This is a genomic window from Salegentibacter lacus (assembly GCF_020164555.1).
Classification (GTDB): Bacteria; Bacteroidota; Bacteroidia; order Flavobacteriales; family Flavobacteriaceae; genus Salegentibacter; species Salegentibacter lacus.
On record NZ_JAIQZB010000037.1, the window covers coordinates 1 to 11,764 of the forward strand.

Genomic DNA, 11,764 nt, shown 5'->3' on the forward strand with positions numbered 1-11,764 from the left:
GGTGCCCGCTTCGCGGTGCTTGCCATAAATCGAAGGGAAATAGGATGATCGAGCGCAATCATAACCTGATCCGTCTCAAGGAAAAGGCCAGGAACCTACTATTAAGTGAAGCGGGAATAGCACATCGCAAAAGAAGATGCTGGGATGTGGAAGCCGTCTTTGGGAATATCAAGCAAAACATGGGTTTTAAACGATTTATGCTTCGGGGAATGCAGAAAGTAACTACTGAAATAGGATTAATAGCTATGGCCCACAACTTAAGAAAATTCAGTATAGCATAGGAAGGGGGCTTCCTTGACTTTTTTATCATTAAGAATATCTACAAAAGAAGAAGCGCTTCTTCTCACAAAAACTTTTATCAATAAAAAAGGCCATCTAAATACTTTTTAGACGGCCTCTTTTTACGCCGTCAAGCCTTTTCAACCAACCTTTATTTTAAATACCGCAATTAAATCTCAAAGATTCTTCACGTAATTATCCAAAAGACTCAAGGCCGGATGCTCTTCCAGTTTGTTTTCTTCATCAAAAAGTTTTTCTGTTTCCAGGTTTTTATAGCCAAGAATTTCGAAAGCCTCGTCTTTTTGTAATTTTTTAAACGCCATAGACCAATCAGAGAAAGCGCGTTTTTTACTATATCCTGAGTCTAGCTCGGTTATACTTTGGTGGCGTTTATCTTTGGCTATTTTGTTGTATAACCGATCAATATTTTCCTCTTTACCTTCGATATATTGAATAAAACTTCCGTGGAAATAGATCAGCATTCCCGTTACTTCAATCGCGCTATTATTATTTCGTGATTTTCTAAGTAATTCTTTAAGATCCTTATCGGTTATTACGTGGCTTTGCCTGCTTACATAAGCAAGATATTTAAACATCCCGGTGTTTTTTGATATATTCAAAGATAAAAAATACTATTAGGTTTTGTTTAATTGAAGTGAAAATGCAAGTTCGTAAAAAAGCAAAGCCCATAAATTATAGTATATTTACCCCCTAAAATCACGCTCCTTTATGGAATTAAACTTAACCAGACCCATTTGTTTTTTTGACCTTGAAACCACGGGAACAAATGTGGCCAAAGATCGTATTGTAGAAATCGCTATCCTTAAAGTTTTTCCTAACGGGAACAAGGAAAGCAAAACCTGGCTGGTAAATCCCGAAATGCCCATTCCCAAAGAAGTAGTGGCAATTCACGGAATTTCAGATGAAAAAGTGGCCAACGAGCCTACATTCAAAGACCTTGCTCCACAGGTTTACGATATGATTAAAGCCTGCGATCTTGGTGGCTATAACTCTAACCGTTTTGATATTCCTTTATTGGTAGAAGAACTTTTACGGGCCGGGGTAGATTTTGAAATGAAAAACGTCGTGGCCGTCGATGTGCAAACCATTTTTCATAAAAAGGAACAACGAACTTTAGCGGCAGCTTACCAGTTTTACTGCGGAAAAGATCTTATAGATGCGCATAGTGCTGAAGCTGATACAACCGCAACCTATGAGGTTTTAAAATCACAGTTAGATCGTTATAAAGATTTGGAGAATGATATGAAATACCTGGCCGATTATTCCGCCAGGAATAAGTTTGCAGATTTCGCCGGATTTATCGCTTATGATAAAAAGGGAAATGAAGTTTTTGCATTCGGAAAATATAGGGGTAAAAACGTAGAAAAGGTACTGGAAGACGAACCCGGTTATTTTGGTTGGATCCAAAACGCCGATTTTCCACTTTATACCAAAAAGGTACTTACCGCTATAAAACTGAGAAAATTAAATACCAAATTGAAATAATTCTTACCAGGCCTACTTATGAAGATAATTTGCATTGGCAGAAACTATACCGATCATATTTCTGAATTACAAAATGAGAAACCGGAAGATCCGGTAATTTTCTTGAAACCCGATACTTCCATTTTACTTAAAAAACAGCCCTTTTTTATCCCTGATTTTTCTGAAGAGGTGCATTATGAAGTTGAGGTTTTAGTGAAAATTAAAAAAGTGGGGAAACATATTCAGGAGAAATTTGCGCATAAATATTATGACGAAATTGGCCTCGGAATAGATTTCACGGCGCGAGACCTGCAGCAAAAATTAAAGGATAAAGGTTTGCCCTGGGAAAAGGCGAAAGCCTTTGACGGCGCCGCGGTAATCGGAGAAAAATGGTTGCCCAAAGATTCGGTAGGCGATATAAATATGCTTAACTTTAGTTTAGAAAAGAACGGGGAACCCGTTCAAAAAAGCAATACAGAGTTGATGCTGTGGAAAATAGATGAATTAATAGCCTATATTTCACAGTTTTTCACTTTAAAGATCGGTGACATTATTTTTACGGGAACGCCGGCCGGCGTAGGGAAAATAGCAGCAGAAGATAGATTAACCGGATTTATAGAAGACAAACAAATCTTTTCAATTCAAATAAAATAGCACTATGAGTAACTACAATTTAAGTGAAGTTAAAGAAATGGCAGGCGGCGACGAAGATTTCATGAAGGTGGTGGTGCAGACTTTCTTAGAGGAAATTCCGCCAGATGTAGAGGCAATGAACGATGCTATTTCTAACGACAACCCAGATCTCGCTTATCAATATGCCCATAAAATGAAGCCAAATCTGCAATTGTTTGGGCTGGAACTTATGGACGAGGTAAAAGTTATTGAAGCTTGGGCCAAAGCTGGAAAGAAGAAGGACGATGTGCCAGATGCAGCCTCTAAGATCACCAAGAAAGTAAATGTAGCTTCTATTGCCCTTAAAAGAGATTTTGAACTGGAATGAAAGCAGAAATAATTACCATTGGAGATGAAATCCTCATTGGTCAGATTATAGATACCAATTCAGCTTTTATTGCTAAAGAATTGAATAAAATTGGTATTTCGGTAAAACAAATTTCTACGGTAGAAGACGAAAAAAGTCATATTCTGGAAGCTTTATACGAAGCGAAAAACCGTGCCGACATCATAATTATCACCGGAGGTCTTGGTCCCACCAAAGACGATATTACCAAAGATTGTTTATGCGAATTTTTTGAAGATAAACTTGTTTTGAACGAGGAAGTACTTCAGCATATCGAATTCCTTTTTGATAAATATATAGATACCCCAATTTCAGATTTAAACCGAAAACAGGCAATGCTGCCTTCAAAAGCTGTGGCTTTAAAGAATAAGTACGGTACTGCAGCTGGAATGTGGTTTGAGAGCGAAGGCAAAGCCTATGTGTCGCTTCCGGGAGTTCCTTTTGAAATGAAGGCTTTAATTAAGGATGAGATAATTCCAAAGCTTCAGCAAAGTTTTAAAAGACCTGTAATTCTGCATAAAACCGTCCTAACCTACGGAATGGGAGAAAGTGCCATTGCCGATAAAATTGAAGAATGGGAAGACGGTTTGCCACCTTACATTAGGCTGGCTTATTTGCCGAACCTTGGGCGCGTACGTTTGCGCCTAACCGCCCGGGGAGATAACGAAGAGTATCTTAAAAACAGCGTAGAAAGCCTGATTACCAATTTACACGGAATTATTGGCGATATTATTGTTGGCTACGAAGAAGATGAATCAATAGAAATACAAATTTCCCGATTGCTTAAAAAACTGGGCGCAACTATTGCCACGGCCGAGAGTTGTACCGGCGGGAAACTGGCCAGTTTATTTGCCACCCCTCCGGGAGCTTCCAATTATTATAAGGGAAGTGTGGTAAGTTACGCAACGAGCTCTAAAGAGGATATTCTAAATATCGATAAAGAGCTAATCGAAGAACATACGGTGGTGAGTGAAGAAGTAGCTATTGCGATGGCCAAAAATGCCAGGGATCTTTTTAAAACCGATTATGCGATTTCTACCACCGGAAATGCCGGCCCTTCTAAAGGGGATAGCGATGCTGAAATTGGAACCGTTTTTATTGGAATTGCAACCCCAAATGGGGTTTATGCTAAAAAATTCATCTTTGGGAATCACCGTGATAAGGTGATTGGTAAAGCGGTAAATAAAAGCATGGAAATGATTAGAGAAGAGTTATTTCGTCACATCGAAACCTATCCATAATGACCGATATTTTAGATTAAAATCTTTAAAATTGCTTTTGAAGCTTTTGAAATTCAGAAGTTTAAATATTTTATTGCAGTAAAAAAGACTAAATTTGCACGAGGGAATACTTCGGTAGCTTCCTAAAGGAACGAAAACGCTGACTTTTCAACTAAAAAATACAATAGGTTTTAAAATTTCAGAAACCCTGAATATTTTTTTAAATTAATATTGTTTGTTAGGTGAAAAAATCGTTAATTTGCAGCCTGTTTTGAAATAACGAGAAAAGAATAGAGCAATGTCAAGAGTTTGTGAACTTACTGGTAAAAGAGCAATGGTTGGGAATAATGTTTCTCACGCTATGAACAAAACCAAACGTAGATTTAATGCCAATTTGGTAAAGAAACGCTTTTTTATTCCTGAGGAAGATAAATGGGTCACTTTAAAGGTATCTACATCTGCACTTAAAGATATTAATAAAAAAGGCATCTCTGCTGTAATTAAAGAAGCAAGAGAAAAAGGATTTTTGAAGAAATAATCCTAAAGCATAAAAACATATTACAATGGCAAAGAGAGGAAACAGGGTACAGGTTATACTAGAGTGTACAGAGCATAAAGCTACCGGACAACCGGGAACTTCAAGATACATTAGTACTAAGAATAAAAAGAATACACCGGATAGATTGGAGCTAAAGAAATTTAATCCAATCCTTAAGAAAATGACGGTTCATAAAGAGATAAAATAATTAAGTTATGGCTAAGAAATCAGTAGGAACGATACAAACAGGGACTAAAAGATTAACCAAGGCAATTAAAATGGTTAAATCTCCAAAGTCTGGTGCCTATACTTTTGTTGAACAAATTATGGCTCCGGAAGATGTGAACGACTTTTTGAAGAAAAAGTAATTCGAGCAAACTTCCTTGAAAACATTTACAAAGCCGTCTGGATAACCTCTGGACGGCTTTTTGTTTTTATGTATATTTACAACTGAAAATTTCGGGAAAGCATTTCCGGAATTTGTTGATTTTAAACCTTCCAAAAAAATGAGTTTATTTAAAAAGATATTTTCAAAAGACAAAAAGGAAAACCTGGATAAAGGGCTGGAGAAATCCACTACCAGCTTTATGTCAAAAATGAGTAAGGCGGTTGCCGGAAAAACTAAAGTAGATGAAGAGGTTTTAGACGATCTTGAAAACGTCTTGGTAAGTAGCGATGTTGGTGTTGCTACCACTATTAAGATCATTAACCGCATTGAAGAACGTGTGGCTCGGGATAAATACCTGGGTACCGATGAGCTTAACAAGATTCTTCGCGAAGAAATTGCCGGCCTTCTTTCTGAATCTGAAACCGACGAAGCGGCAAATATCCAGTTGCCAGATGTAAAACCTTATGTAATTATGGTCGTTGGCGTAAATGGTGTGGGTAAAACCACAACTATAGGGAAACTTGCGCACCAGTTTAAAAGTGCCGGCAAAAAGGTGGTTTTAGGTGCGGCCGATACCTTTAGGGCTGCAGCCATAGACCAGTTGCAAATTTGGGCAGATAGAACCGATGTGCCTATTATAAAACAAAGTATGGGTAGCGATCCTGCTTCCGTTGCTTTTGATACTGTACAAAGTGCCGTAAAACAAGATGCCGATGTGGTGCTAATCGATACAGCAGGAAGATTGCATAACAAAGTGAATTTAATGAATGAGCTTACCAAAGTTAAGCGCGTGATGCAAAAGGTGATCCCTGGTGCTCCTCACGAGGTTTTATTGGTTTTAGATGGTTCTACCGGCCAGAATGCTTTTGAGCAGGCTAAACAGTTTACTGCGGCTACAGAAGTAACTTCCCTTGCCGTTACAAAACTGGACGGTACCGCAAAAGGCGGTGTGGTGATTGGCATTAGCGATCAGTTTAAAATTCCTGTAAAATATATTGGAGTAGGTGAGGGTGTAGAAGATTTACAGGTGTTCAATAAATACGAATTTGTAGATTCTTTCTTTAAACAATAAACAGCAAAATGCCGGAAACAAATAAGTTGGTTAAAATTTATAAATAGATGAAAAGACTTTTACTGCTTCTGTTACTGCCCGCTTTATTTTCTTGCGGAAATAATAAAAATTCTAAAGAAGAAGATACTGCAATCCCTGATTCTCTTAAAACGGAAGAAAAGTTTAAAGTTTTAGATTCTGAAAATATATCCCTGGATTCTATATGGGCTCCTTTTGAAAGCGATTTAGCCGAATTTTCTGAAGAAAAATACGAAGCTGTAAAACCGCTTATTTTCGATAAGAATATTCCTGAGATCCAGGAAGCCATAAAAAATGGAGAGCTTACTTACGAGGAACTTTCGTTGTTTTATCTCTATCGCATTAAAGAATTTGATCGTGAAAATGAACTTTCTCTAAATTCGGTTATTTCTTTAAATCCTAATTTACTGGAAGAAGCCCGGCAGAAGGATGAAGAACTTAAAGATTCTGAAGAAAATCATTTAATCACCGGAATTCCTGTTTTGCTGAAGGATAATATCAACACGCAGAATATGGCCACTACCGCCGGTGCTATTGCTTTAGAAGATAATCAAACTGATGATGCGTTTATCGTTCAGCAATTAAAAGAAAATGGCGCGCTAATATTGGGGAAAGCCAATCTTAGTGAATGGGCCTATTTTTTTTGCGGCGAATGCCCCAGCGGTTATTCGGCGATTGGCGGACAAACCTTAAACCCTTACGGAAGGAAAATTTTTGACACCGGTGGTTCCAGTTCCGGAAGCGCGGTTGCCGTGGCAGCTAATCTTGCGCCGGTAGCAATTGGTTCAGAAACTTCGGGTTCTATTCTCTCACCTTCCAGCCAGAACTCGGTGGTGGGCTTAAAACCAACGATTGGGAATTTAAGTCGGGGCGGGATTGTTCCTATTTCGAGTTATTTAGATACGCCCGGTCCTATCACAAAATCGGTTGTAGACAACGCAATTTTATATTCGGCAATGACCGGTTTGGATCCAGAAGATGCTTTATCTGTTGAAGTAGAAAACACCGAGTTCAATTTTGAAAATACAAGCCTGGAAGGAAAACGCTTTGGCGCGTTTAAGCAATTAATGGAAGAAGATTCCCTTTACAAGCGTGCCGTTAACGATCTTAAAAATGCCGGAGCCGAAATCGTAGAATTTGAAGCCGAAGACATTCAGTTGGAAGACTTTCTGCGTTTGTTAAGCCTGGATATGAAAAATGACCTGCCGGAATATTTTGAAAATTATGGTGGCGAAACCGGATTTACTTCCGTAGATGATATCGTGAAATTCAATATGGAAGATTCTATCCCCAGAATGCCTTACGGCCAGGCTCTTTTTGAAGGAATTCTACAGGAAACTGCAGATTCCACCTATTTAGCTTCATTAAAAAGCGACTTGAGCGAAAAGGGCAAAGCCTATTTTGATGCACCCATGCAGGAGCATAATTTAGACGGAATTTTATCCATCAATAATTACCACGCAGGTTTTGCTGCAGTAGCTCATTACCCGGCGATTACCGTGCCTATGGGTTATGATGATGAAGGCGCACCAAAAGGTCTCACTTTTTTCGCAAAATCCTCTGAAGAAGATAAACTTTATCAATGGGCTTATGCTTACGAACAAGCTTCTAACCGCCGACAATCCCCAAAAAATTACGAGTAAATGAAGCAACGGAATTTGAAAGCGCTCATATGCAAGATTATTTTCTTTTATAGCATTTTTTATGGCGCGATGAAGATCATTGCCGTTTTATTTCAAGACGCCTGGCCGATGCCAAACCTTATTATGGCGATACCGTTTGTGATCTTTACGGTAATAGGCGGGATTATGCTTAAACGCGATACTTTTTCCTGGGTTTATGTTGGCGCCGGGGTAATTGTAATAAGCATTGTTCGTTATTACGAAATGCAGTGGGTGCAGCAATTGCACCAGTATTTTAGTTAATGGATGTCCGTTTTCACTCATAAGATTAAAATCATGAATAAATCGTCATGCTCAATTTATTTCAGGATCTAGCATGAGCAGTACGATACATTCAACTTAGAACCCCAAACAAAAATCGGGCTAGGCTCTGAAACAAGTTCAGGATGGCGTCCAAATTTTAAACTATGACTTTTTACGGATATACAAATTTATTACTATGAAACCTGAAAAAAAGTACCCTTCGGAAGTTTATTTAAACGGAAAATGGCTAAAACCCGATGAGGCTTTTGTTTCGGTTTTTGATCGGGCGTTTATGTTTGGTGACGGAATTTATGAAGTAACCCCATTTTATAAAGGAAAAGCCTTTAAACTAAAAGAACACCTGAAGCGCCTGCAGTATTGCCTGGACGAGATTCAGGTCTCATTTGATGCTTTCGCACTGGAAGAGTTGATGTACGAAGCCTTAGACCGTGCTATCTTAAATGAAGATGATGCGGCAGTTTATATCCAGGTGAGTAGGGGAGTTGCTGCCCGAAGCCATTTTGTTCCCGAAAAGATTGAAACTACCGTTTTGCTGTATGCCTTTCCCGTGACCTTAGAAGGTTTTGAAAAGAAAACCTGGGAAGTAATCGCGACCGAAGATAAACGCTGGCATCGCTGCGATATTAAGTCGACAGCACTTTTGGCGAATGTCATGGCCAACGAAGAAGCTATTGCTGCCGGGTTTGCCGAAAACCTCCTGGTACGCAAAGGTTATTTTACCGAAGGTTCGCATTCCAGCTTGTTTTTCGTAAAATACGGTGTGGTACATACCCATCCCGAAGGCCATAAGATTCTCTCTGGCGTTACTCGTGCAGAAATTGTTAATATCTGCGCCGACTTAAACATAAAAGTGGTTGAGAAAGCCGTGCATATAGATGAACTGGTAGAGGTAGACGAAATTTTTGTCACCGGTACCACCACGCAAATAATTCCTGTAAGCTCCATTACCCACAAGAATAAAAAAGTTTATACCGCCAGAAAAGACAGCATTACAAGGAAATTACAAAAGGTTTTTATAGAACGCACTAGAAGCTAGTGTTTGCTAAACTTAGCAGGCATTTTTTTGAAGAAGACAGAATGATTTATCACCAGTTTTAAGACAGGATTTATTCTTCAATAAACTTTTTGTAGTGCTCGTAGCGTAAAAATATATCTCTTACATAATTGTATGGTTCTCTTCCGCGAACAAAACCGTGTCTAACCACATCATCCAGGTAGTATTTCTTGTCTTTTAATTTAAGTATATATTCTTCTACATTTTCGTCCCATATATTGGGATTTTTGCCATTTTTCTCTGCCAGGCGCATAGCGTCATATACATGGCCTGCTCCACAGTTAAAAGCAGCTAGCGTGAATTTTACTTTTTGGATGGAGTCTTCTACGGCTTCAAAATTATCTCGCATCCTGTCTAAATACTTTACGCCTCCTCTTAGATTTTCTTCTGGATTGTGAGTGTTCCTAACGCCGACTTCTTTTGCCGTTTCTGGCATTAATTGTATTAGTCCGGATGCACCCGCCCAGGACTCTGCATTAGGCTCAAACCTGGATTCCTGGTACACTTGAGAAGAAAGGAAACGCCAATCCCAGCCTATTTCAGAAGCATTTTCTTTAATAATATCGTCGTATTCACTAATCTTATTACTGTTTTTACTGTTAAAATCACTTCTAATCCTCCTCCTGTTAGACCTGGAATTTTTAAAATACTTATTATAGATCACATAGTAATCGTCTGACTTTTTCTCTTTTTCTATCCATTTGTTTATCGCCTTAAGTAAGTTGGGGGAATTCTGTCTTACCGCCCAGGCTATACGTTGAGAAAACGAAACCCTGGTATCAATATTTAGGATAGGATAGTAGGTTTTGTTGATAGACGCAATGTTGTAATCTGCAACTGTTCTTTTAATGTCACCATCCACCACCATTTTAATTATTTCATCTGTAGTGACATTTCCGTTAATATGTTCTATTGGGATGTCTGCACCAATCTCATTCTCTAAGTTTTTAATTCTTTCAGCATAAGATGAATTTTCTCTCACCCACACGGTATCGTTTATTAATTCTAGCGTATTTGAAATTAACTGTTTATCAATTTTGTAGCCGGGTAGTGAGCGCCAGTTATCGGGCATTCGCTGTACTAAAGCCTGGTGAGTTACGTAATGGTTTTCTGTGAAACTTACGAGTTTTTTTCTGGGCTCGGTTACGGTTAAACCATAGGCAATTATATCACCTTTGCCATTGTTTAGCATATCAAATAGGTCATCGATGTCTTCAGCTATGGTGATCTTTAGCTTTAAGCCTAAGTTTTCGGCCAGGCGGGATAGTAATTCATACTCAAAGCCCATTGGCATTCCTTTATACAAAAAATAGCTCGTGGAATTGTATATGGTTATTGCATGTAAAACGCCATCTTCTTTTATGGCTTCTAAGTCTTTAAAAGTGTGATAAGGTTTAGCCTCCTGTTTGGCTACTCCTTCAGCGGAATCTCTATCTCCCTTAGAACAGCCTGATAAAACTATTAAAACAACAATGAAAAAAGCGCTCTTTTTTAAATTCATGACCTTGAAAATACAAAGAAACATACTAACTATTCAAATTTTTGTTAAATAAATAAATATTTGATATAGTTCTATAGCTGAAATACTTTCTTTAAAGACCAGTAGTTAAACCCTTAATAGGCTCTTTTTAAATCTTTTACGGGGAAAAATAATTGTTTTTGATTTTAAGCGCTTAGTTTGTTTATACTTTGGCTTCCGTTAGTTTAAGCCAATTGTTTCTTAAACCCGGTCTGGCCAGATGTCAGGCAATTCTCCACTAAAGCCCATTTGAGGAAGCTTATTAATTTTTTCCATTTCTACTGGTGTCAGTTCAAAATCGAACAGCGCTATATTTTCCTGAATTCTTTTTGGGTTTGTAGATTTTGGTATTACAATTACCTTATGCTGTATAATCCATCGCAAACAAATCTGCGAAACCGATTTATTATGATTTTTAGCGATTGCTTTCAAAACTTCATTTTCAAATACTTTACCCCTTGCCAAAGGAGACCATGCCTCCAATGTTATATTTTGTTTTTTACAGTAGGAAACTAATTCCTGTTGCCAATATCCGGGATGAAATTCTATTTGATTAACAGCAGGAATAACATTGGCAGTTTCAAATAAAGCCTCTAAATGTTCCTCAAAAAAATTGCTTACTCCTATAGATTTTATTTTACCTTCAGCTTGTAATTCTTCCATTGCTCGCCAGGTATCAGCATTGGTTTTTTGCCAGTTGGCATAATTTTTAGCATTGGCAGGCCAGTGGATCAAATAGAGATCAATGTAGTCTAGATCAAGTCTTTTTAGGGATTTCTCAAATTCTTTTTTGGTTGATTCATAACCTAAACTCTCACGCCATAATTTAGTAGTTACAAAAAGGTCTTCTCTTGCAACTCCGCTAGCTTTTATTCCTTTTCCAACAGCCTCTTCATTTCCATAAATGGCTGCCGTATCTATTAGCGAATAGCCACTGGAAATAGCAGTGGAGACTGCTTCAATTCCCTCCTGATCTGTAGCTTTGTAGGTGCCGAAGCCTACTATTGGTATTTTTTGTCCATCATTTAAGTTTAATTTCTTCATAATTCTTTCTTCATAATTCTTTCTTTAAATTCTTAAATGTATTTCTTATAAGCCCTTGTTGAACTAAACCTAAAGGTAGCTTCAAGAGATCGCTAAATCACTATTCACTACCTTTAAGTATCTCTAATTATAATATTGAAAGTTATGAAAAAAAAGTAGTACCCTCATTGACAGGGCTTGTAA

15 protein-coding genes are annotated in these 11,764 nt (G+C 38.0%); 12 read left to right on the top strand and 3 right to left on the bottom strand.

From position 1 onward, the window contains the following. A partial coding sequence (locus LB465_RS17665) for a transposase (RefSeq protein WP_224471243.1) occupies positions 1 to 281 on the top strand: 281 nt, incomplete at its 5' end. Between the two features lie 174 nt (positions 282 to 455). Here the strand turns inward: LB465_RS17665 and LB465_RS17670 are convergent. Next, entirely contained in the window at positions 456 to 875 is a 420-nt protein-coding gene (locus LB465_RS17670; RefSeq protein ID WP_224471244.1) for a BLUF domain-containing protein, read from the bottom strand. Between the two features lie 133 nt (positions 876 to 1,008). On the opposite strand from LB465_RS17670, the gene LB465_RS17675 reads away from it, so the two are divergent. The 11 genes from LB465_RS17675 to LB465_RS17725 all read left to right on the top strand — a co-directional run bounded on the left by LB465_RS17675 (position 1,009) and on the right by LB465_RS17725 (position 9,000). After that, positions 1,009 to 1,785 carry a 3'-5' exonuclease gene (locus LB465_RS17675; protein ID WP_224471245.1) on the top strand — a complete coding sequence of 259 codons (777 nt, stop codon included), beginning with the start codon at positions 1,009 to 1,011 and terminating at the stop codon, positions 1,783 to 1,785. A gap of 18 nt (positions 1,786 to 1,803) precedes the next feature. After that, entirely contained in the window at positions 1,804 to 2,418 is a 615-nt protein-coding gene (locus LB465_RS17680; RefSeq protein ID WP_224471246.1) for a fumarylacetoacetate hydrolase family protein, read from the top strand. Between the two features lie 4 nt (positions 2,419 to 2,422). Continuing rightward, positions 2,423 to 2,764, top strand: coding sequence for an Hpt domain-containing protein (locus LB465_RS17685; RefSeq protein WP_224471247.1), 342 nt, complete (start codon positions 2,423 to 2,425; stop codon positions 2,762 to 2,764). Further along, positions 2,761 to 4,023, top strand: coding sequence for a competence/damage-inducible protein A (locus tag LB465_RS17690; protein ID WP_224471248.1), 1,263 nt, complete (start codon positions 2,761 to 2,763; stop codon positions 4,021 to 4,023). Before LB465_RS17685 ends, LB465_RS17690 begins: the two co-directional genes overlap by 4 nt. Positions 4,024 to 4,300: 277 nt before the next feature. Next, positions 4,301 to 4,540, top strand: coding sequence for a 50S ribosomal protein L28 (rpmB, locus tag LB465_RS17695; RefSeq protein ID WP_057480126.1), 240 nt, complete (start codon positions 4,301 to 4,303; stop codon positions 4,538 to 4,540). Positions 4,541 to 4,565: 25 nt separating this feature from the next. Further along, on the top strand, positions 4,566 to 4,748 hold the full coding sequence (rpmG, locus tag LB465_RS17700; protein WP_224471249.1) for a 50S ribosomal protein L33: 183 nt from the start codon (positions 4,566 to 4,568) through the stop codon (positions 4,746 to 4,748). Positions 4,749 to 4,755: 7 nt separating this feature from the next. Continuing rightward, positions 4,756 to 4,908 carry a DUF4295 domain-containing protein gene (locus LB465_RS17705; protein ID WP_224471250.1) on the top strand — a complete coding sequence of 51 codons (153 nt, stop codon included), beginning with the start codon at positions 4,756 to 4,758 and terminating at the stop codon, positions 4,906 to 4,908. 138 nt (positions 4,909 to 5,046) lie between these two features. Further along, positions 5,047 to 6,000, top strand: coding sequence for a signal recognition particle-docking protein FtsY (gene ftsY / locus LB465_RS17710; protein WP_224471251.1), 954 nt, complete (start codon positions 5,047 to 5,049; stop codon positions 5,998 to 6,000). A gap of 47 nt (positions 6,001 to 6,047) precedes the next feature. Beyond that, positions 6,048 to 7,661: an amidase family protein gene (locus LB465_RS17715; RefSeq protein ID WP_224471252.1), complete on the top strand. Its 1,614-nt coding sequence runs from the start codon at positions 6,048 to 6,050 to the stop codon at positions 7,659 to 7,661. After that, complete coding sequence (locus tag LB465_RS17720; protein ID WP_224471253.1) at positions 7,662 to 7,943, top strand: hypothetical protein; 282 nt, start codon at positions 7,662 to 7,664, stop codon at positions 7,941 to 7,943. Between the two features lie 196 nt (positions 7,944 to 8,139). Continuing rightward, positions 8,140 to 9,000, top strand: coding sequence for an aminotransferase class IV (locus LB465_RS17725; RefSeq protein WP_224471254.1), 861 nt, complete (start codon positions 8,140 to 8,142; stop codon positions 8,998 to 9,000). Positions 9,001 to 9,070: 70 nt separating this feature from the next. On the opposite strand, the gene LB465_RS17730 is transcribed toward LB465_RS17725, so the two are convergent. After that, positions 9,071 to 10,519 carry an MltF family protein gene (locus tag LB465_RS17730; protein WP_224471255.1) on the bottom strand — a complete coding sequence of 483 codons (1,449 nt, stop codon included), beginning with the start codon at positions 10,517 to 10,519 and terminating at the stop codon, positions 9,071 to 9,073. 219 nt (positions 10,520 to 10,738) lie between these two features. Beyond that, positions 10,739 to 11,581, bottom strand: coding sequence for an aldo/keto reductase (locus LB465_RS17735; protein WP_224471256.1), 843 nt, complete (start codon positions 11,579 to 11,581; stop codon positions 10,739 to 10,741). Positions 11,582 to 11,764: the final 183 nt, after the last annotated feature.

Excerpts from the sequence above, each read along its gene's own strand:
- LB465_RS17730 (WP_224471255.1), bottom strand. The coding sequence starts at position 10,519 with ATGAATTTAAAAAAGAGCGCTTTTTTCATTGTTGTTTTAATAGTTTTA.
- LB465_RS17675 (WP_224471245.1), top strand. The coding sequence starts at position 1,009 with ATGGAATTAAACTTAACCAGACCCATTTGTTTTTTTGACCTTGAAACC.
- LB465_RS17680 (WP_224471246.1), top strand. The coding sequence starts at position 1,804 with ATGAAGATAATTTGCATTGGCAGAAACTATACCGATCATATTTCTGAA.
- LB465_RS17725 (WP_224471254.1), top strand. The coding sequence starts at position 8,140 with ATGAAACCTGAAAAAAAGTACCCTTCGGAAGTTTATTTAAACGGAAAA.
- LB465_RS17685 (WP_224471247.1), top strand. The coding sequence starts at position 2,423 with ATGAGTAACTACAATTTAAGTGAAGTTAAAGAAATGGCAGGCGGCGAC.
- LB465_RS17705 (WP_224471250.1), top strand. The coding sequence starts at position 4,756 with ATGGCTAAGAAATCAGTAGGAACGATACAAACAGGGACTAAAAGATTA.
- LB465_RS17670 (WP_224471244.1), bottom strand. The coding sequence starts at position 875 with ATGTTTAAATATCTTGCTTATGTAAGCAGGCAAAGCCACGTAATAACC.
- rpmG (WP_224471249.1), top strand. The coding sequence starts at position 4,566 with ATGGCAAAGAGAGGAAACAGGGTACAGGTTATACTAGAGTGTACAGAG.
- rpmB (WP_057480126.1), top strand. The coding sequence starts at position 4,301 with ATGTCAAGAGTTTGTGAACTTACTGGTAAAAGAGCAATGGTTGGGAAT.
- LB465_RS17715 (WP_224471252.1), top strand. The coding sequence starts at position 6,048 with ATGAAAAGACTTTTACTGCTTCTGTTACTGCCCGCTTTATTTTCTTGC.
- ftsY (WP_224471251.1), top strand. The coding sequence starts at position 5,047 with ATGAGTTTATTTAAAAAGATATTTTCAAAAGACAAAAAGGAAAACCTG.
- LB465_RS17720 (WP_224471253.1), top strand. The coding sequence starts at position 7,662 with ATGAAGCAACGGAATTTGAAAGCGCTCATATGCAAGATTATTTTCTTT.
- LB465_RS17690 (WP_224471248.1), top strand. The coding sequence starts at position 2,761 with ATGAAAGCAGAAATAATTACCATTGGAGATGAAATCCTCATTGGTCAG.
- LB465_RS17735 (WP_224471256.1), bottom strand. The coding sequence starts at position 11,581 with ATGAAGAAATTAAACTTAAATGATGGACAAAAAATACCAATAGTAGGC.